Consider the following 19,238-nt stretch of genomic DNA (forward strand, 5'->3'; position numbering starts at 1 on the left):
GCGCCTAGCTCGCATGTTCCCGAACACCGGCGGCGACCAGCCAGCCAAGGCCATACACCACCATCAACGCGATGAAGAGCGTGAGCAGCGACAGCGCGCGCTTGGGATATTCGGAGCGGACCGGCATGTTCGCGTCGACGATCCGGACGATGTAGAGTTGCTGGCGCACCGCCTGCTGGCGTGCCGCTTCGAAAGCCGCGGAGGCCGCGTCGTAGCGTTTCGACAGGAACCCCTGCTGCATGCGGAGACGCTCGTAATCGCCCAGCCCGGCAGCGATCGCATTGCCGCCGCCCGCAAGCTTGGCGGACTGTGCCGCGACCTGGGACTGCAACGACCGCACTTGCTGCGACAGGGCGGCATATTGCGGGTTGCGCGTGCCGATCAGGCTGACCGTCGTCGCCAGCTGCGACCGGGCGGCGGACAGTTCGGCTTGGAGTTTCGATACCAGGCCGATCTGCGCTTCGGCGGTCCCCTGCGGGTTCACGTCCCTGCTGTCCTGCCGAAAATCGGTCATCCGCGCTTGCACCTGGGACAGTGCGGCTTCGGATTCGGCGAGTTGCTGGTGCGACAGTTTGACCGCATCGGCATAGGACCGGACGTTCATCGTGTTGACCTGGCCTTCGCCCAATCCGAGCAGCTTGCGGGCGATGACATAGGCATCGACCGGCCGGAACGCGCGGACCTTCAGCGTCGTGATGCCGGTGTCGGTGTCGAAATGGACGTCGACCTGTTTGCGATAATATTTGAGCAGCGCCTCGGGGGTCGGATCGGCGGTGGGCAATCGGCTCAGTCCGTCGGCCTCGGGGCGGCGGAACCGGGCGATCAGCGCGCTCTGCTTGCTCAGGGCATCGACCGCGTCGTGCGACAGCAGGAAGTCCGCGACGCTGTTGGCCTCGCCCTGGCCACCGCCACCGCCGCCGCTACCGCTCGCGCCGAGCAGCTTCTCGATGCTGGATCCGCTCGATGCCGGCGCGCCCTGCGCGCGCACCAGATAATGCGCCTCGGACTCATACTGGTCCGCGGCAAAGCCGTAGAGATAGAGCGCGGCGGCCAGACACGGCAGCAGCACCACGACGAAGAACCAGCCATATTGCGTGCGGGCCTGACGCCATCGCTCCCCGAGGCTCGGCAGCGCCGCCGGTGCGGCGGTCGCCGGGGACATGAAACCGTGCACCATGATATTCTCCGAGGGTGGACCGCCAGTAAAGGCCGAGTATAGCGCCGTCACGGATCGTCACGGCATATGTATCTTGCGTTTGACGGCAGCAATCGCCAGCAGACCGATCAAGGTCGATCCAAATATCCAGCCAGCGAGATACCATGCGTCGATAAAGTACGGCACCGCGCTGATGAACCATCCGTATCGCAACATTTCGAAAATATGCGACATCGGAATGACCGAAAAGAACGGCCTGAACTTTGCCGGCACCCATTGCATCATGATGAAGACACCGGACAATGGCAGCATGATGTACGCAATCGGATGGACCAATCGTCCCATCGCTCTGTTTTCGAACGTAAAAGCGCAGACGATGAGCGAAAGACCAAAGGCCAGAAAGAACATGCACGCTACGCCCAGGCATACGTAAAGAGGGCGTGCGGGAAGATCCGACAGGCCGGTCGCCACCGCCAGCCCCATCAAGATCATGAACGACAGGATACAGCCCGCGGCTTCGAGCAGCGCGCGCGCGAGCAGGACGTCGAAGATCGTTACCGTCTTGTGATACAGAAGCGGGAGATTGGCCTCCAGCGCGCCCTCGGCACGCCCGAAGATGCTGCGGAACATGATGAAGATGCAATAGCCGATCAGCGCGAACGGCACTGGCTTGATGTCGCTGCCGAAATGCCCGCCGGTCTGCTGATGCAGCAAGGCGATCATCGTCGCCAGCATCATCGGCTCGAGAATGAGCCAGACATAGCCGATATTGTCGCGGCCATAGCGCGTATGCAATTCGCGCATGATCAGCGCACCGATCACGTTTCCCTGGACCTTGAGGCCCCGACGCAGCGTGCCGCGCGGTTGGATACGGGTCGCCATCTACTCCCACCCCTTCGGCATATGGCGACCGGTCCGTGGGGCCTTCGCCAAGATCGTGTCGTACATCGCCCCGAGTCGCGCGCGGTATCGATCCTGCGTGAACCGCTGCGCCTGCTCGGTGCCGGCCGCCACGAGCCGGTCCGCCAGCGCGTCGTCGGTATCGAGCGCGAGGATGGCGGCGGTCAGCGCGCCGACGTCGTACGGGTCCACCATCAACGCCGCCTGCCCCGCGACCTCCGGCAACGAACTCCGATCCGACGTTATGACCGGGGTGCCAAGCTGCATCGCTTCGAGGACGGGAAGCCCGAACCCCTCATACAATGACGGGAAGATCACCCCCTTGGCGTTCTCGATCAGCTGCAGCAACAGCGCGCGCGGCAGATATTGCAACCGGATGACCTGGCTCGCGACACGCCTGCCAAAGGCATTGTGCGATCCGGCCGCTCCGGTCGCGAGCAGGCGAAGGTCCTCGTCAGCCTGCCACGCGCCCGCGCCGACCAGGACGAGGGGTGTCTTTACCTGGCTGCCGAGATAGGCCTCGATCAGCCGACCGACATTCTTCTTGGGTTCGATCGCGCCATAATACAGGAAATAGCCACGCGGCTTCAGCCCGAACAACGCGGTGACGTCGCCGACATGGCCCTGCCGTGTCTGCGCGGTCGAGACGCATTGATAGGTGTTGGTGATGCGGTCCCCGGCAATACCGAACTGCGCGATCACATCGTCACGACTCGACTCCGACACGGTGCAGACATGGTCCGCCTCGCGCACGATCGTCTCGGTCATCCGGTAATAGAGCCGCTTTCGGTCGAGCGTCGCATAGGGCAGCTTGAGCGGCACCAGATCATGCAGCGTATAGACGTTGCTCGTCCCCTGCATCCGGATCGGCACGGGGTAGGTCCAGTGCATGATGTGCGGCGGATCGGAGACCCGGATCGGCAGGAACCGTCCGGTCCGCGCAAAATAACGATCGGCACGCTCGAACAGCCGGGCGGAACTCATGATCCGCTCGAACCGCGGCAGTCGCCGTGCGATCGCGCCCTGGACGATCAATCCCCGCATCGGAACGTCGAACATCTGCGTCCGCCGATACTGGCCGAACCACTCCCGCACCGCCCGCACCGCCGCGAGCCCGGGGCCTTGCGGAATTCCCCGCCCGAGCGCCTCGTAGAACAGGATCTCGCGCAGCTCCGGGTGGATCCCGACGGGTATCCCGAATACGCCGTTCAGGCGCGCGCCCAATGACGTGATCGCGTCGCCAAGAGCCTGGCCATAGGTCGCGACCCCGGTGCCATGCGGCAAGGCGAGGTTGAACCCGTCGATCGCGATCCGCACGTCAGCGTTCACCCGCGGTCTCCAATTCAGGCCACACGCCTTCGGCGATCCGCGCGTCGATCAGCCGGTCGTACAGCGGCGTCAGTCGCCGGCCGAACGCCAGCGGCTTGAAAACCTCCGCTCGCGCCAACCCGCGCCTCGTCAACGCGGCACACAGAACATCGTCGGCGACGATCCGCCGGAGCCCTTCGGCGATCGCCTGTGCATCGACCGGATCGACCAGCAAGCAGGCGCCGCCTGCAATCTCCGCCAGCGCGCCACCGTTGGAGGTGAGGACCGGCGTTCCGAGCGCCATCGCTTCCGCAACCGGCAAGCCGAACCCCTCCTCCAGCGACACGCAGACGAGCGCCCGCGCGTTGCGGATCAGGTCGATCAACACCGACCTGTCCTGGTACGGCAGGACCAGCACGCCGGCGCGTTCAAGCTCGCAGCGCAACGCATCGCCATCAGCGCCATCGCTACCAATGGGCCCCGCCATCACCAGCGGCACGCCGCAGCCGCTGGCCCGCCACGCGACCGCGAGCCGGGCGAGGTTCTTGCGCGGCTCGATCGTTCCGCAAAAGAATAGATAGCCGTCTGGGCGCAGATCATATGGCAAGACGCCGCCGCTACGCCCGAGACGAGCGCTAGGCGTGTCGCCGGAACCCGGCGTGCCCGCCTCCTGCGTTCCGGCGAGCCCGACCAACCCGCCGCCGCAATCGCTGATCAATTCCGACGGAATCGGCAGCATTTCTAGGAAGGTCTGGCGCGCCCAGGCGGATACCGTAACGATCCGGTCGGTCTGCGCGGCGATCGCCATCAGGCACGCGCGCAATCGCTCCGCAGCGACGGCGGACAGATCGGGCCGGCGCAACGGGATCACGTCGTGCACGGTGTGGACGTTGATCCAGCCCTCGACGAGGGCAGGGATCGGATAGGTCCAATGCATGATGCCGACCGGCTCCGGCGGGGTGAGCCGCAACAGCGTACCGTGCCGCGCGAAATGGACCTGCGCGAGCCTGAAGATGTCGCGCCGCCACAAGCCCGCGGTCTCGCCGTCCGACGTTGCGCGTACCGGTGCCCGCCCGGCCGCAATGGGTCGTGCAGAAACGCTGCGGGGTCGCGAAGACCATGCCGAGAGCCATCGCGATGCCGCCGCCCGCCGCGTGCTCGGCGCACCGAAGCGGCCGATGGAGTCATCGCGCAAGGCCAGCGTGGTACGGCCCGCCGCGGCGAGCGCGGCGAGCACCGCCCGACGATAAGTCGCAACCCCCGTACCGCCAGTTCCTGCCAATCGCGCGTCGACGGCGATCTTCACCTTCTTATGGAGGGCTTGGTCGAGTACAGCCCCAGATGTCATCCCTTCCATGCGGAGCATTCGACGCGATGATCGCCTTCGAGAACGTCTACAAGAAATATCATGGTCGCGGCTTTCAGAACCCGGTTCTGAACGACGTCAACATGATTATAAAACGCGGCGATAGTATTGGTGTATGTGGCGCAAATGGCGTCGGAAAGTCGACTCTGATGCGGATGATTTCGGGGGTCGAGCCGCCAACGTCTGGCATCATCAAACGCACCATGACGACATCCTGGCCGATCGGCTATGCTAGTGCGTTCCAACCCGGTCTTACAGGCGCTGACAATGCCCGCTTCATTGCCCGGATCTATGGCCGGGATCCGCAAGAACTGCTCGACTATGTTCAGGATTTTGCGCAACTCGGTTCCTATATTCATGAACCTGTCAATACCTATTCGGCAGGCATGTCCGCACGTCTTGCGTTCGGCGTCTCCCTCGCCATAGACTTTGATTGCTACATCGTCGATGAAATTACGGGCGCTGGAGACGAACGTTTCAGAATCAAGTCGGAAGAGGCACTTACCGCACGTCGTGACCGTGGAACCCTAGTCATGGTCTCACACGATACCCACGCATTATTTCGATATTGCGACCGTGGCGCGGTGGTATTTGGCGGCGTCGTCACGCTCTATGACACGATTCAGGAAGCTGCCGACGTGCACCATAGACTACAAAGCTTTCCCTCATCGCCACGTTGATTTGATTGTTTTCATCATTGGTCTCATTTAACGGTACATCGGTAAACATAGGCCGATAGTTAGATATCTTCGGCCAGTCTATTGAAAGACTTATCGATGACGACATTTGAAATTTACAAACGGCGTCGACGATACATCAGCCAGTCGACCAGGATCATCCTTATATCTGTGGGACTTGGCGCAATTGGGGGGTGCTCGACCCTACCTGCCGCTGGGCCGACCTCCGCACAAATCCGCCGCGCGGAAACCAAGGACAACCAAACGGGATTCCAGATCGTCGATATCGACGCGGCGACCACCGCGCGTCTTGCCATCCACGGCGCCACCACCACGCCGCTCGCGACGCTGGACGAAGTCGGCCGTACCGACACGCTGGGCCCCGGCGACACGCTGTCGATCGGCATTTTCGAAGTTGGCGTGACTCTGTTCACGCGTGGCAACGGCGCCGCCGCCCAAAGCAGTTTCACACCATCGGCATCGGGCACCGATCTTACCGTTCGCGTGGACTCGTCCGGCAACGTGCAGTTACCGTATGTCGGTCGCGTGTCGGTTGTCGGCAAGACGCCTGGTCAGGTCGAGCGGACGATCGAACAGGGCATGATCGGCTTGTCGCAACGCCCTCAGGTCGTCGTGGCGGTCAAAACCAACGCCTTCAACGTATTCTATGTTTCGGGGGACATACGCACGCCCGGCCGGTTCGAACTGGGCTTGCCGCGCGAACGGCTGCTCGATGCGATCGCGCGCGCCGGCGGCACGACCAACCAGCCCAACGACATGATCGTGCGCGTTACCCGCAGCGCGCGCTCTGCAGAAACACGACTGAGCGAAATCAACGCGTCGGGCGATCAGAATATCGCGTTGTTGCCAGGCGACCGGATCGAATTGTTTAACCGGCCACGGACATTCCTGGTGTTCGGTGCAACCGAGAAGGTCTCGCAGGTCGCGTTCGGCGCAAGTTCGCTCTCGCTGGCCGAAGCGATGGCACGGATCGGAGGCCCGAGCGAGCGGACCGCAGACCCGGCCGCGGTCTATCTGTTCCGGTACGACACCTCGCTCGGTGCCGAGCCCAAGCCGATCGTCTACCGCCTCAACATGATCCGCGCCGACAGCTATTTTCTGTCGCAGCGGGTCGAGATGCAGGACAAGGACGTGATCTACGTCTCCAGCGCCGCAGCCAATGCACCGGGCAAGATGACGCAGATCATCGGTCAGCTCTTCACGCCGCTCGCGCTAGCTCGCAGCCTGACCCAGTAACCGCTGACGCACGGACGAGAACGAGGCCGGAGCGAACAACGACAGGAACGACCGTGTCCTGTCGGCTCCGGATACCAAGCGAGCGAACGGAGCAGCGAAGACCAATGACCGCAGGCTATATCGAAGCGTTGGAATGCCTGGCGGATCGCGTGGTCGTGCAGGGTTGGGCCAACGACGAGGCGCTGCGATCCGGCCCGTTGACTCTCTCGTTCGACGGCATCGCACAGCGCGTCGTCCAGATCACGGAAACAGCGTATCGCGAGGATCTGGCCGCGATCGGTGCGCGTGCATTTCGCGTTTGCCTGCCGGTTCCGATCGCCGACGGGACGCATGTGACGGCGACGATCACTGGCAAGCCGCTCAAAATTGCGGCGGACGCGGTGCGTCTCATGGCGCCGCTCGGTCACATCGAGGTGGCGGGCAGCGACGATGTGGGAGGCTGGATCGTCGCAGTAGGCCTGCCAGTGACGCTCCAGTTCGATGGCAACCTGACCGCGTCTATCGACCCGGCAATCGACCGCCCCGATCTGATGCAGATCGTGCCGGGCAGCGCTCCGAACTACGGGTTCCGCGTGTCGCTGCAGGCGTTGCGCGCGCGCGCGACACCTTCGTCCGCCACGGCCTTGGGCCCGGACATGATCCTGTTGCGGGCCGGCACGCACATCGTCGGCGCGGCGACCCTCGTCCGTACGCAACTGGTCCACGGCAAACTCGAACGCGTCACGCTGAGCGAGGCACGGGGCTGGGCAGCCGATGCCAACCGCTCGGACGGGACGCTTCGCGTGGAAATGCGGATCGATGGCATCCGCTATGCGACCGGAGTCGCCGACCGGTACCGCGCCGATCTCGTCGCCAAGGGCATCGTCGCGGCGGGAGGCGGGTTTCGCTTCGAGATGCCGTCGATCAGCATGACCGGCGCGACCAGCGCGCGTGTTGCCGTCCATGCGCTGGATGACGTCGTGGCGATCCGCGGCGCGATCGATATGCCCGTTCCGGAGCGGCGTACGCTCCTGCCGTCGGTGATCCTCGACATCCTGCCCGATTTCGACGAGCGCGGCGTGACGATCATCGTCCCGATCTACAATGCCGCCAACGATACCGCCGCATGCATCGCCGCGCTTTGCCGCAGCACCGACATACCCTGCCGGCTGATCCTGATCGACGATTGCAGCACCGATCCGGCGATTGCCGAAATCCTGGAAACCGCGGCCACGCTGCGTAACGTCGAGGTGCACCGCAATACCGAGAATCTGGGGTTCACGCGTACCGTCAACCGCGCGATCGGGCTTGCCGGCACCGACGATGTGGTCCTGCTCAATTCGGATACGCAGGTGACCGTCGGGTGGCTCCAGGGTCTGCGCCTTGCGGCCTATAGCGGCCGGTCGGTCGCGACCGCGACGGCGGTGTCGGACAATGCAGGCGCCTTCTCGGTGCCGGAGCCCGGCACCGCCAATCCGGTCCCCGCCGGCTTCTCCTTCGACGACATGGCACGGCTGGTCCGGCAATCGGCGATGACGCTGCGACCGGAGGTGCCGACCGGACACGGGTTTTGCCTGTTCATCCGCCGCGACGCGCTCGACCGGATCGGGGTGCTCGATGCCACGGCGTTTCCCCGCGGCTATGGCGAGGAGAACGATTTTTCGATGCGCGCCGATCATGCCGGGCTGCGCAACGTCGTCGACGACCGCACGTTCGTCCATCATGAGGGGTCGGCAAGCTTCGGCACGACCAAGACGGCGCTGTATGCGGCGGGGCGGCTGGTGGTCGACGAACGCTATCCCGAATACAAGGCACGGATCGGCGTGTTCTCGCGCGGTCGAGACATGCTGGCGATGCGCTGGCGGATCCGGCGTGCGGTGGCCGACGTCGTGGCCGCGCCGCGACCACGCATCCTGTATGTGATCGCCACGCAGTCGGGGGGCACGCCGCAGACCAACCAGGACCTGATGGCCGCGATCGACGACCGGTTCGAACCGTGGCTGCTACGCTGCGATACGGTCCAGCTCGAGCTGTCGCGGCTGCACGAGGGCGCGCTGGTGCCGGTCGAGACCGCAGACCTGCACCGCGGCATCGATCCGCTGGTCCACCGCTCGAGCGAATACGACCTGATCGTCGCCGACATGCTCACCCGGCACGCGATCGATCTTGTGCATATTCGACACATGGCGTGGCACAGCACCACCCTCCCCCAAACGTGCCGCCGACTGGGGATCGCGACAGTCTTCTCGTTTCACGATTTTTATACGCTGTGCCCGACGGTGAAACTGCTGGATCAGGACATGGTGTTTTGCGGTGGCCGCTGCACGCCCGGGCCGGGTCGGTGTCGTCCCGAATTATGGCCGGCCGATGCGTTTCCGAACCTGAAGCATCAGTTCATCCATCGCTGGCGCGCGATGATGAACGAGGCGCTTCGCCACTGTGATGCGTACGTCACGACAAGCCCGACCGCGCGGGAGATTATTCTCGATGCCTTGCCCGATCTCGCTAGCCGACCGTTTGAGGTCATTCCTCATGGGCGCACCTTTACGGATTTCGGCATCGCGGCGCCGTGGCAACCGGGCATGCCGCTCAAGATTCTCGTACCCGGCAACCTTTCCGCCGCGAAAGGGTCCATCCTCATAGAAGCCGTGGCGGAGATCGACGGCGGGCGCACGTTTGAATTTCACGTCCTAGGCGATTCGGGTCACATGACTGCGCGCCCTGGACTGGTCCTGCATGGGCGGTACCAGCGCGATGCGTTCGCCGCCCGGGTGGCCGAGATTGCGCCACACCTCGGGGCTATTTTCTCGATATGGGCAGAGACCTATTGTCACACACTGACCGAGCTCTGGGCAGCAGGACTGCCTGTGGTCGGCTTCGACATTGGCGCAGTGGGCGACAGGATCAAGGAGTCCGGCGCCGGGTGGCTGCACCACGTCGGCATTCCAGCTGCCGATCTGGCACAATGGCTCGCTCATCTGGCGGCGCTTCCCGATGCCATCCATGCGGCCCGGATGGCTACCGTCCACTGGCAGGACACGGTCGGCCGTCACTATGACACCTCGGCGATGGCAGACCGCTATGGGGCATTGTACGCACAAGTAGCGAAGAACCGATGCGTATTCACCGACCTCCAGATCGAGGGAAGCGCAGGATGACGAAACAGTTCGCCGGCTGGGATTGGACGGCGATCATAGACACAGGTACGTCACAACGTTTCCTGCAAGGAACCGACGATCACCGACTCTCAGTTTGTACCTGATACGATGTATCACCTGTTCCACCGCGATGGCATTCCCACAACGGATGATCTGTCGACTGCCGTAGGTCAAGCCACGCGCGTCACGCTGCCTGGTAGCGCACCAGTGATACGCCAGCCCCCCGTATTCTTCGCGATCGATCCGCGCGTCGCCGACGTAGCGCGCGAACACGACGTCCGTTCGGGGCCGGGCGCGACTACGCGATTGGCGCCTTCGTTCGTCGTTGCGCTACCGCATGGTGCTATCCTCACCGAAGGGTTTCTGGTTGCGGATCAGGATCATCGCATCCTCAGCGACAGCTTCCGCGCCTTCGGATCGCTTGCCCGCTACGGATTTCACGAGCACCCGGATCGTCTTTTCTCGATCGACCTTGTCGGCGGGCCCGAGCTACCGGGAACACATCTGGTCGTGGGCATCCAAACCAACCTGAACTACTTCCACTGGTTGCTCGAGGCGATGCCGCGGCTGTGGTTGGCACAGCGTGAGGGGTTGGCGGCGGACACGACAGTCTGGCTGCCACCGCTACGCCCGTGGATGGCCGACATGCTGACGGCGCTGCAACCGATCGACAGGTGCGCGACGCAGGAGGACGGCATCACACGATGCGCCCGGTTGCTGATGCCGGCGCGCGGGCTGAGCAACATCCATACGTTTTGCGCCCACGCATTCGCCATGGCGGATGAAATACGCGAGCGGCATGCGCCAGCGGCACAATCGGGACGCCGGTTCTTTATTACCCGCGCCGGTGCCGGGTCGCGCAAACTGATCAATGAAGCCGAGATCATGGAGATCGCCGCCGAGCACGGGTTCGAAACCGTCGAGCCGCAACATCTTGCCTTTCACGATCAAGTTAAGCTGTTTTCCGGTGCGGACGCCATTGCCGGGCCACTGGGCGCCGGGCTCGCCAATGCGGTCTTCATGCGTCCCGGCAGCGTTTTGATCGAACTTGCTCCAGAAGGGCGGGAGGGCGATGCGACCTTGTTCGCCAATCTCGCACACCACCGCCAACTGGATTATCTCGCTGCCGTCGGCCCGACCGTCTCCACCGACGCCCGCCCGGTGGATCGGCGGGATTTTTCGGTTGATACAGGAATCATACGCAAATTGTTTGGGGCGCTTGGCTGAGCCGCAAGGGAACCGTCAGGCGGGGACCATGGCGGCTAGGATGTCGTCGACCTCGGCGACCGCGAAGGCGCTGTATTCGTCGCCGATCGCGTAGGGCAGCAGCACCCGGCGATCCTGGAGCAGCCCACCACAGCTGTAGGTGACGTTGGGGACATAGCCGCCGCGCTGTTCGGCCGACGGGAACAGCAATGGCGACGGCGTCCGCGCGAGCACCTTGGACGGGTCCGCCTTGTCGAGCAGGCACGCACCGATGCAATAGCCGCGGACCATGCCGACGCCGTGCGTGAAGACCAACCAGCCCTCGTCGATCTCGATCGGCGACCCGCAATTGCCGAGCTGGACGAATTCCCACGGATATTTCGGCGCCATGATCGGCGTGCCGCTGTCCCAGGTGTAGAGATCGTCCGAGCGGAGCAGCCAGATATTCTCGCTGTCCTGCCGCCCGAGCATCACGAACTGCCCGTCGATACGCCGCGGGAACAACGCCATCCCCTTATAGCCGGTCATCGAGCCCGCCAGCGGCCGCATCTCGAACGTCCGAATATCGATCCCGCGCAACATCTCCTGCCGCGCGGTCTTGCCATCGAACGCGGTATAGGTGCCGATGATGCTCTGCACATCGTCATGGTCGGTGAAGGTGACCATGCGGAGATCCTCGATCCCCTGGTGCTGGCTGGGCAGGACCGGGAAGATCACCGTCTCGGAGACGTCCTGGCTATCCTCGCACAGCAGCCGCACCCAATCCGCCTCGGTCCGCTCGATCTGCGGCGGCACCCCGTTCGCGCTCGGCGGATCGAGCACGAGACGATCGCCCGGCCCCCATTCGCCGGTCCGGAACGTCACCGACGAGATATGCCCCTCGCCGATCCCGCGCAGCGACAGCAGAAACCGCACCGCGCCCGGTTCGGTCGGACGCCCGTCGAGCGCGTCGTCGGGCAACCGGACCATGCTCGGATTGAACAACGCCGCCGATTCGAACGCGTATTCCTGGCTGAAATAGGCGCCGATCAGCCACTGCTCGTCATCGTCGAAATCACCCGCGCCGATCTCGTCGCGGATCTCCGCAAAGCGGCGCAGGAAGACGCGATCGGCATTGCGGTGCCGCTCGCGCATCGGTGCCGCGAGCAGCGCGCGCATTCGCGTCCGCATCGCCGGATCGAGCGCACGGACACGATCGATGACGGCATGGACGCGCGACGGCCGCCCATCGTCGAACGCGGCGGGATAGGCGAAGCTGAACGGGCGGATCACGGTCCGCGACGGATCGGGCATGAGTTCGACATCGAGCTTGGTGAACACGTCGGCCGCTGCCTTGAAGTCGATCCCATGCGAGTCGGCGCCAGTCGTTGCCGGGGTCGTTGCAGAAGCCGCCGTGTTGGGACTGGCCGTTGCAGGAAGACTGGTGGGAGCAGCGTCGGGTGTCGTCATTATCGGCCCTTCGGAAGGAGTCTCAGGAGGAGCGCTGCACGCGCCAATTCGATCCCTGCGCCGTTTGCCAAATCCGGTCGCCGCACGTCATGGCCGATACGGGAACGGCATTTTTCACGGATGCGTTCGGGCCGTCGCGCTTGTAGCAGGTCGCGATGGCCAAGCGTAAATTCTACCTCACGGCAGTCCTGCCCGACGGCTATGTCAAGACGATCGGGCCCACCGCGCTCGACCTAACCCATTACTGGCGGATCGTCGCGGTGCTCGCCAACGGCAAGACCGAGGTGTTCTGGGGACACAGCAAGTCGCTCGGCGAGGCGAAGAAGACCAAGAATCTCGCAGTCGAGGCCGCGGCGACGCGGGGGTGGAAGAGCTATCACGTCGATATCGTTGCGGTGGAGCGGAGCGACACGCCGGTCGCGGGATAACGCGCGTGAGCCAATTTCAAATCATATGATCCTCCCCCGCCAGGGGGAGGTGGCTGGCGCTTGCCAGACGGAGGGGGAGGCGTGCGCCAAATTGTGTTTCGTGTCCTCCCCCTCCGTCAGGCTTTGCCTGCCACCTCCCCCTGGCGGGGGAGGATTCCGAGGTGGTGCGATCGATTATGGCGCGGTGCAACATTAACCAGTAGGCGCGGGGATATGACGCAGCCGCTTACCCAATTTACCTTTGGTCGTCGCGAATTCGTCGCGTTCATCGCCGCGATGATGGCGGTGAACGCGCTCGGGGTCGACCTGATGCTGCCCGCGCTGCCGGCGATCGGGGCCGAGCTTCATGCCGCGACTGCCAATTCGCGGCAGTGGATCATCACCGCATACATGTTCGGTTTCGGGATCGGCCAGCTGGTCTACGGGCCGCTCGCCGATCGCTATGGCCGCCGCCCGATCCTGCTCGCGACTCTGATCGGTTTCGTCGGCGCGAGCATCTTCGCAGCGAGTTCGGCGACCTTCACCGCGCTGATCTGTGCGCGGATCCTGCAAGGACTGATGTCGGCCTCGACTCGCGTGCTCGCCGTCGCAATCGTCCGCGATCGCTTTTCCGGGCGGCAGATGGCCAAGACGCTGTCGATCGCGCAGATGATCTTCTTCCTGGTGCCGATCCTCGCACCCAGCCTGGGACAAATCCTGCTCGCGTTCGGACCGTGGCGGTTCATCTTCTACGCGCTGGCAGCGTTCGCCGCATTCGTCCTGGCATGGGCGGCGATGCGGTTGTCCGAGACGCTGGCGATCGAGCGACGGACGGCAATCTCGCTGACGTCGCTGCGCAACGCCTATCGCCTGACGCTCACCAATCGCTATTCGATCGGCTATGCGACCGCCGCGTCGCTGACGTTCGGCGGAATCATCGCCTTCGTGTCGCTGGCACAGCAGATCTTCGGTGAGCAGTTCGGTGCGGGCGATCGGTTCACGATGCTGTTCGCGGTCTGCGCGTTCGCGATGGGTTGTGCGTCGTTCGCCAATAGTCGGCTGGTCGAGCGACTGGGCACGCGGCTGATCTCGCAGGCCGGGGTGTTCGCGCTGATCGCGTTGTCGCTGGTCCATCTCGCGGTCATCGCCAGTGGCCTAGAGACGCTGTGGAGTTTCATCGCGATCCAGGCGCTGAGTATGACGTGCATCGGCCTGTGCGGATCGAACTTCGGCGCGATGGCGATGGAGCCGGTCGGGCATATCGCCGGGACCGCATCGTCGGTGCAGGGATTTATCACCAGTCTCGGCGCGGTGGTGGTCGGATCGTTGATCGGCCAGGCGTATGACGGATCCACCTTCCCGCTCGCGATCGGCTATCTCGGGATCGGCCTAGGTGCGCTGGTGATCGTGTATCTGGTCGAGGGACGCTTCTGGTTCCAGCGGGGGACTGCGCTGCGCTGAGGCTTAGTGCAAAAAGATCACACTGTTTCAGAAGGATCGCTGCGTTGGGAACCGTTACGTCACCGTGACGGTTTGCGTCGACACAACACCAACAGGATATCCGATCATGAAGAAACTGACCGTAGCGCTTATGATGGCCGCTCTCACCGTTCCGCTCGCAGCCTGCGGCGGCAAGGGCGACGACAAGCTGGGCAGCCAGGTCGAAGGCGCAGCGGACAACCGTGCCGACGCGCTGGAAGCCAAGGCCGACAACCTCGAGGACCAGGCCAAGGCCGTGCGCGAGAGCGGCGACCAGCAGGCCGACGCGATCGACGACGCCGACGTGAACGCGCAGGCGATGCCGGCCAGCGAGAAGGCGGCCCTCGTCAACGGCAGCGAGAAGCTCCGCTGATACTGATCCCCCCGGCACGCCCGGGGGGATTTTCTATATAAGTGATGCGAGACGGCGGCCGGGACATGTCGACCGGACTGGCGAAACAGGGTGGGCGACATGACGAACAGGGGCCGGATCGAGAACGGGGGATTTCTCCTCTTCTTGACGATCATCACCATAGCCTTGGGCGTGGTGGTATCCGCCTTCGCGGCCGCGCTGCTATGGAGCGCGCTGGCGGCGATCCTGTTCCAGCCGCTGTATCAAAAGCTGCTCAAGCGCTGGCCCGAGCGGCGCAACCTCGCCGCCTCGCTGGCGATGCTGATCATCTTCGTCGCGGTGGTCGTCCCGACGCTGATCATCGCGAGCCTGATGATCGACCAGGCATCCTCGGTCTATACGAGCATGCAGAGCGGCCAGATCAATTTTGCCGCGTATTTCCAGCAGATCCACGATGCCTTGCCGCAGCGGCTCCAGCAGCTCGTCGACAAGTCCGGGATCGACAGCTTCGAACGGCTGCAATCGCGTATTTCCGGCGCACTCGGCAACAGCGTCCGGACGATCGCCGGACAGGCGCTGTCGATCGGCCGCAATGCATTCGCATTCCTGCTGGCGTTCGGCATCGCGCTGTACGTGACGTTCTTCCTGCTGCGCGACGGCGACCGCGTCGGGCCGGCGATCTGTCGCGCGTTGCCACTGGAGCGGTCGGTGACCGAGCGGCTGGTCGGCAAGTTCGTCGCGGTGGTGCGCGCCACGATCAAGGGATCGGTCATCGTCGGGCTCGTCCAGGGTGGCCTGGGCGCCTTGACCTTCTGGCTGGTCGGCGTGCCGGCGGCGCTGTTGTGGGGCCTGCTGATGGCGCTCACCTCGTTGCTGCCCGCCTTGGGGCCGGCGATCGTGTGGGTGCCGGTTGCGGTGTATCTGCTGGCGACGGGTGCGATCTGGCAGGGTGTCGCGGTGATCGTGTCGGGGGTCGTGGTGATCGGGCTTGCGGACAATATCCTGCGGCCGATCCTGGTCGGTCGCGACACCGGAATTCCGGATTATGTCGTGCTGGTCACGACGCTGGGCGGAATCGAGATCTGCGGATTGAGCGGGATCGTCGTCGGCCCCGTGGTCGCGGCGCTGTTCCTGGCGGGATGGCAGATCCTGACCGAACAGCGGCTTGGACAGCCGGAGCCCGACGCCTGAGCCACTGCCTCGGCTTGCCTTGGTTGTCCCGCGACACAGCGCAGTTTTCAAATCCTCCCCCGCTAGGGGGAGTGGCAGGCGCAGCCTGACGGAGGGGGCGGTAGACGGCACGTCGGTTGCCCATCCTCCCCCTCCGTCACCTTCGGTGCCACCTCCCCCTGGCGGGGGAGGATCGGTTTTGAGCGCGGCTGTACTCGTTAACGCCGGAGTGTCGGCTGGAACGCAGCCGCAGTCCCTACCCCGCATCCGCAGGCCAAAAAAAACCACCCCGTGCATGACGCACGGAGTGGCCTAGGTTCAGGGAGGAGGTACGCTAGAAGCGTACCGTACGGCGCCGCGAAAGGGGGGGACACGATGCCGTACAGGATCTAAATGGGTGAGCCCCGATTTGGTTCAACCCTTGTTGCGGCGCACACCGAATTTTTTTCAGAGCGCGTTTTTCTTGCGGGCGAACGCCGGTGCCATTCGCGCCAGGATCTCGTCACGCAGCAGCAGGTGATGGCGCAGTGCAGCCGCGCTGTGCGCGACGACCAGCGCGAGCATCATCCAGCCGAGGATCTCATGCGCCTCGTGGCCGAAATGCCCGGTTGCCGTCGATACCGGCAGATACGGAATGTCGAACAGGCCGAACCAGTTGAACGGACCGCGTTTCGCCGAGCCCGACACCATCAGCCACCCGGTCAGCGGCATGCCGATCATCATGCCGTAGAGCAGCGCATGCGCGGCGTGCGCGAGCCCCTTTTCCCAGGCCGGCATCAGCGCGGGCAGCGGCGGCGGGCGGTTGGCGAGACGCCATGCGAGCCGCGCGACGCTCAGGACGAGGACGGCCATCCCGAGCGCCTTGTGCGCCCCCATCCACGCGCGGAGGGCCGGCACCGAATCGTGCAACAGCCCGACCGCGAGGTTGAGAATGACGAGCAGCGCGATCGTCCAGTGAAGCCAGATCGCCACCCTCGAATAGCGTTCCGAGGAATGCCGCTCCGGCGAGTAGCGTTCCGAACTATCCCGCGCTGCCGCCATGTACGTGTCCTTCAGACGTTGAACTGCGGCGCGGCCATCTGCGGCTGCGGGGTCTGGCCGAGCTGTGCCTGGCGCGCGAAGATATCACGCATCAGCGACAGCGAGAACAGGTGCGCGTAGAGCAGCGGGAGCATGCCCGACTTGCTCATCTTGCGCAGCGCATCGCCGCGCAGGTCGATCAGCTTTTCCTCGTTGATCATCTGGAAGCCGCGATAGACGAACGGCTGCTCGGCGCCGTCGGGCTGGATCGTGACTTCGCCGTCCATCAGCAGCTCGAGCTCGCGCAGCTCGTTCATGAAGTTCTGCGTGCGTGCGCCGGCCTGTTCGAACGACTCGTTGAAGCCGAGGATGTTCTTGGTCAGCTCGGTCGGCTGGCCGTTCTCGAACAGTGCATCGCCGTCCTCGAACTCACCGAGCGTCGGCGAGGTCGGATCGAAGCAGAGCGACAGCTCCTGCGCATCGGGGTGCAGACGCGCGAGCATGTACGGGTAGCGACGGACATAGGCGGGCACGTAGAACGTGGTCTCGGTCAGCTTGCCGTCGTCGCCGACGAACACGTTGACGCCCTCGTTCAGGCCCATCAGCGCGAGCGGGATGGCGTCGTCACCGGTCGAGAAGACGATCGGCATGTGGCGCTGGACCAGCGGGAATTCGTCGACGGTGATCGGGATGGCGTGCTGGCCGACCAGGAACGGCGCGCTGTCCTGTGGGCGGACCTTGTAGTTCGCGTGCGTGTCGCTCGAGAGCGGCTCGAGGCCGTTGTAGAAAAGCGGAAGCTGGGCGGTGCTGGCCATGTTACTCTCCGGATCGGTCGTTCAGATGCCGGTGACTGGTGCCACCGATTGGGGCGAGGCTCTATGGTGCGGGGCGGGTTGGTGCAAGTGTGGTGCGGAATCGCCGGGGTGAGACGCGGTCGTGGCCTGAGCTAGACGAGCTTGCCGGGGTTGAGGATGTTGAGCGGATCCATCGCGGCCTTGATCGCCCGCAATGCCGTCATCCGCGCGGGCGACGAGAGGCGGGCGAGTTCGTCGCGCTTCATCTGGCCGATGCCGTGCTCCGCTGAGATCGAGCCGCCGGCCGCGGTCACGAGATCGCCGACGAAGCGGGTGACGACCGGCGCGTCCCCGGCATACCAATGCGCGGGGTCGGTGCCGGGGGCGGCGCGGACGTGGAAGTGGACGTTGCCGTCGCCGAGATGGCCGAAGCCGCTCGCATGCGTGCCGGGGAAGCGCGCGTCGCACGCCGCCGCCGCCTCGATCATGAAGCGCGGCATCGTCTCGACGGGGATGGAGATGTCGTGCTGCGTCGCGGGGCCGAGCGCGCGTTCGGCGGCGGAGAGCGAGTCGCGGAGGAGCCAGAAGGCGTCCGACTGGGCTTCGCTGGTGGCGATCGTCGCGTCTTCGATCGCGCCGTCTTCGAGCGCCTTGGCGAGTAGGCGTTCGAGGAGTGCGCTGGGGGATTGGCCTTCGGTAGTGGCCGAGGTTGCCTCGATGAGGAGGTGCCAGGGGTGGCGGCCGGCGAGCGGCGCGCGGGCGTTCGGGAGGTGCGCGATGGCGGCATCGAGCGACTCGGTGGGGAGGATCTCGAAGCTTTCGATCGCGTCGGTCCTCGCCTGCATCGTCCGCAGGAGTTTCAGCGCGGCGTGGGGTGACGCGATGCCGACCCAGGCTGTGCCGCGGGCTGCAATTGCGGGGACGAGGCGGAGCGTGGCGGCGGTGACGATCGCGAGCGTCCCCTCCGCGCCGATGAAGAGTTGGTCGAGGTCGTAGCCGCGATTGTCTTTCTTCAACGCGGACAGGCCGTCGTGGATCGTCCCGTCGGCGAGCACCGCTTCGACGCCTGCGACGAGACCGCGCATCGTGCCGAACTTGAGCACCTGCGTCCCGCCGGCGTTGGTCGAGACGAGCCCGCCGATCGTCGCCGTGCCGCGCGCGCCGAGCGTCAGCGGGAAGCGCCACCCCTGGCCTTGCGCGGCACCGTCGAGGTCGGCGAGGATGACGCCGGCTTCGGCGATGGCGAGCCCGGCGTCGGTGTCGAGGCTGCGGATGCGGTTGAGGCGGCGGAGCGACAGGATCAGCGCGCTGCCGTCGGCGGGGGCGGTCGCGCCGCCGACCATCGAGGTGTTGCCGCCTTGGGCGACGAGCGGGACGCGGTGCTCGGCGGCGGCCTTGACGATCAGCGCGACCTCCGCGGTCGAGGTCGGCGCCAGCAGCGCGGGCGCGTCGCCGTGGAACCGGCCGCGCCAGTCGTGCAGCCAAGGGTCGATGTCGGCGGGGTCGGTGACGACCGCTTTCGCATCGAGCTGTGGTGCTAGCGCTTGCAACATCGCGGCT

At 64.7% G+C, this 19,238-nt stretch carries 16 protein-coding genes; 8 read left to right on the forward strand and 8 right to left on the reverse strand.

Annotated features, from left to right (window positions below):
- Nucleotides 1-4: 4 nt before the first annotated feature.
- Genes C8J40_RS01435 through C8J40_RS01450 form a run of 4 tightly spaced genes read right to left on the reverse strand, consistent with a single transcriptional unit; the run spans nucleotide 5 to nucleotide 4,730 of the window.
- Complete coding sequence (locus C8J40_RS01435) at nucleotides 5-1,177, reverse strand: lipopolysaccharide biosynthesis protein (RefSeq protein WP_207901117.1); 1,173 nt, start codon at nucleotides 1,175-1,177, stop codon at nucleotides 5-7.
- Nucleotides 1,178-1,234: 57 nt separating this feature from the next.
- On the reverse strand, nucleotides 1,235-2,038 hold the full coding sequence (locus C8J40_RS01440; RefSeq protein ID WP_207901118.1) for an ABC transporter permease: 804 nt from the start codon (nucleotides 2,036-2,038) through the stop codon (nucleotides 1,235-1,237).
- Entirely contained in the window at nucleotides 2,039-3,385 is a 1,347-nt protein-coding gene (locus C8J40_RS01445) for a glycosyltransferase family 1 protein (RefSeq protein ID WP_243693157.1), read from the reverse strand.
- A complete protein-coding gene (locus C8J40_RS01450; RefSeq protein WP_132895480.1) occupies nucleotides 3,375-4,730 on the reverse strand; it encodes a glycosyltransferase family 1 protein in 1,356 nt (451 codons plus the stop codon). Before C8J40_RS01450 ends, C8J40_RS01445 begins: the two co-directional genes overlap by 11 nt.
- Nucleotides 4,731-4,738: 8 nt before the next feature.
- Between C8J40_RS01450 and C8J40_RS01455 the strand changes: the two genes are divergently transcribed.
- The 4 genes from C8J40_RS01455 to C8J40_RS01470 all read left to right on the forward strand — a co-directional run bounded on the left by C8J40_RS01455 (nucleotide 4,739) and on the right by C8J40_RS01470 (nucleotide 11,028).
- A complete protein-coding gene (locus tag C8J40_RS01455) occupies nucleotides 4,739-5,410 on the forward strand; it encodes an ABC transporter ATP-binding protein (RefSeq protein WP_132895481.1) in 672 nt (223 codons plus the stop codon).
- Between the two features lie 168 nt (nucleotides 5,411-5,578).
- On the forward strand, nucleotides 5,579-6,664 hold the full coding sequence (locus tag C8J40_RS01460; protein ID WP_243693158.1) for a polysaccharide biosynthesis/export family protein: 1,086 nt from the start codon (nucleotides 5,579-5,581) through the stop codon (nucleotides 6,662-6,664).
- A 104-nt stretch (nucleotides 6,665-6,768) separates the two neighbouring features.
- Nucleotides 6,769-9,801: a glycosyltransferase gene (locus C8J40_RS01465; RefSeq protein WP_132895483.1), complete on the forward strand. Its 3,033-nt coding sequence runs from the start codon at nucleotides 6,769-6,771 to the stop codon at nucleotides 9,799-9,801.
- 108 nt (nucleotides 9,802-9,909) lie between these two features.
- Entirely contained in the window at nucleotides 9,910-11,028 is a 1,119-nt protein-coding gene (locus tag C8J40_RS01470) for a glycosyltransferase 61 family protein (protein WP_132895484.1), read from the forward strand.
- A gap of 15 nt (nucleotides 11,029-11,043) precedes the next feature.
- Here C8J40_RS01470 and C8J40_RS01475 read toward each other — a convergent pair whose 3' ends face one another.
- Complete coding sequence (locus tag C8J40_RS01475) at nucleotides 11,044-12,300, reverse strand: glycoside hydrolase family 130 protein (RefSeq protein ID WP_243693185.1); 1,257 nt, start codon at nucleotides 12,298-12,300, stop codon at nucleotides 11,044-11,046.
- Between the two features lie 311 nt (nucleotides 12,301-12,611).
- Here C8J40_RS01475 and C8J40_RS01480 point away from each other — a divergent pair, with 311 nt between their 5' ends.
- The 4 genes from C8J40_RS01480 (at nucleotide 12,612) to C8J40_RS01495 (ending at nucleotide 15,885) form a co-directional block, all read left to right on the forward strand.
- Complete coding sequence (locus C8J40_RS01480) at nucleotides 12,612-12,884, forward strand: hypothetical protein (RefSeq protein WP_132736131.1); 273 nt, start codon at nucleotides 12,612-12,614, stop codon at nucleotides 12,882-12,884.
- A 213-nt stretch (nucleotides 12,885-13,097) separates the two neighbouring features.
- A complete protein-coding gene (locus C8J40_RS01485; protein WP_132895486.1) occupies nucleotides 13,098-14,324 on the forward strand; it encodes a multidrug effflux MFS transporter in 1,227 nt (408 codons plus the stop codon).
- Nucleotides 14,325-14,430: 106 nt separating this feature from the next.
- Nucleotides 14,431-14,715, forward strand: coding sequence for a hypothetical protein (locus tag C8J40_RS01490; RefSeq protein WP_132736137.1), 285 nt, complete (start codon nucleotides 14,431-14,433; stop codon nucleotides 14,713-14,715).
- 99 nt (nucleotides 14,716-14,814) lie between these two features.
- The gene (locus C8J40_RS01495) at nucleotides 14,815-15,885 is read left to right on the forward strand and encodes an AI-2E family transporter (protein WP_132736140.1); all 1,071 of its coding nucleotides are present in this window, start codon (nucleotides 14,815-14,817) and stop codon (nucleotides 15,883-15,885) included.
- 426 nt (nucleotides 15,886-16,311) lie between these two features.
- Here C8J40_RS01495 and C8J40_RS01500 read toward each other — a convergent pair whose 3' ends face one another.
- The 3 genes from C8J40_RS01500 to C8J40_RS01510 form a co-directional block, all read right to left on the reverse strand.
- The gene (locus tag C8J40_RS01500) at nucleotides 16,312-16,905 is read right to left on the reverse strand and encodes a cytochrome b (RefSeq protein WP_132895487.1); all 594 of its coding nucleotides are present in this window, start codon (nucleotides 16,903-16,905) and stop codon (nucleotides 16,312-16,314) included.
- A gap of 11 nt (nucleotides 16,906-16,916) precedes the next feature.
- Complete coding sequence (locus tag C8J40_RS01505; RefSeq protein WP_132895488.1) at nucleotides 16,917-17,699, reverse strand: SapC family protein; 783 nt, start codon at nucleotides 17,697-17,699, stop codon at nucleotides 16,917-16,919.
- A 131-nt stretch (nucleotides 17,700-17,830) separates the two neighbouring features.
- The gene (locus C8J40_RS01510) at nucleotides 17,831-19,231 is read right to left on the reverse strand and encodes an FAD-binding oxidoreductase (protein ID WP_132895489.1); all 1,401 of its coding nucleotides are present in this window, start codon (nucleotides 19,229-19,231) and stop codon (nucleotides 17,831-17,833) included.
- Nucleotides 19,232-19,238 lie beyond the last annotated feature (7 nt).

Source organism: Sphingomonas sp. PP-CC-3A-396, from assembly GCF_004343105.1.
GTDB lineage: Bacteria > Pseudomonadota > Alphaproteobacteria > Sphingomonadales > Sphingomonadaceae > Sphingomonas.

Excerpts from the sequence above, each read along its gene's own strand:
- C8J40_RS01495 (WP_132736140.1), top strand. The coding sequence starts at position 14,815 with ATGACGAACAGGGGCCGGATCGAGAACGGGGGATTTCTCCTCTTCTTG.
- C8J40_RS01440 (WP_207901118.1), bottom strand. The coding sequence starts at position 2,038 with ATGGCGACCCGTATCCAACCGCGCGGCACGCTGCGTCGGGGCCTCAAG.
- C8J40_RS01450 (WP_132895480.1), bottom strand. The coding sequence starts at position 4,730 with ATGCTCCGCATGGAAGGGATGACATCTGGGGCTGTACTCGACCAAGCC.
- C8J40_RS01435 (WP_207901117.1), bottom strand. The coding sequence starts at position 1,177 with ATGGTGCACGGTTTCATGTCCCCGGCGACCGCCGCACCGGCGGCGCTG.
- C8J40_RS01455 (WP_132895481.1), top strand. The coding sequence starts at position 4,739 with ATGATCGCCTTCGAGAACGTCTACAAGAAATATCATGGTCGCGGCTTT.
- C8J40_RS01475 (WP_243693185.1), bottom strand. The coding sequence starts at position 12,300 with ATGCCCGATCCGTCGCGGACCGTGATCCGCCCGTTCAGCTTCGCCTAT.
- C8J40_RS01470 (WP_132895484.1), top strand. The coding sequence starts at position 9,910 with ATGTATCACCTGTTCCACCGCGATGGCATTCCCACAACGGATGATCTG.
- C8J40_RS01500 (WP_132895487.1), bottom strand. The coding sequence starts at position 16,905 with ATGGCGGCAGCGCGGGATAGTTCGGAACGCTACTCGCCGGAGCGGCAT.
- C8J40_RS01490 (WP_132736137.1), top strand. The coding sequence starts at position 14,431 with ATGAAGAAACTGACCGTAGCGCTTATGATGGCCGCTCTCACCGTTCCG.
- C8J40_RS01505 (WP_132895488.1), bottom strand. The coding sequence starts at position 17,699 with ATGGCCAGCACCGCCCAGCTTCCGCTTTTCTACAACGGCCTCGAGCCG.
- C8J40_RS01465 (WP_132895483.1), top strand. The coding sequence starts at position 6,769 with ATGACCGCAGGCTATATCGAAGCGTTGGAATGCCTGGCGGATCGCGTG.
- C8J40_RS01485 (WP_132895486.1), top strand. The coding sequence starts at position 13,098 with ATGACGCAGCCGCTTACCCAATTTACCTTTGGTCGTCGCGAATTCGTC.
- C8J40_RS01480 (WP_132736131.1), top strand. The coding sequence starts at position 12,612 with ATGGCCAAGCGTAAATTCTACCTCACGGCAGTCCTGCCCGACGGCTAT.
- C8J40_RS01510 (WP_132895489.1), bottom strand. The coding sequence starts at position 19,231 with ATGTTGCAAGCGCTAGCACCACAGCTCGATGCGAAAGCGGTCGTCACC.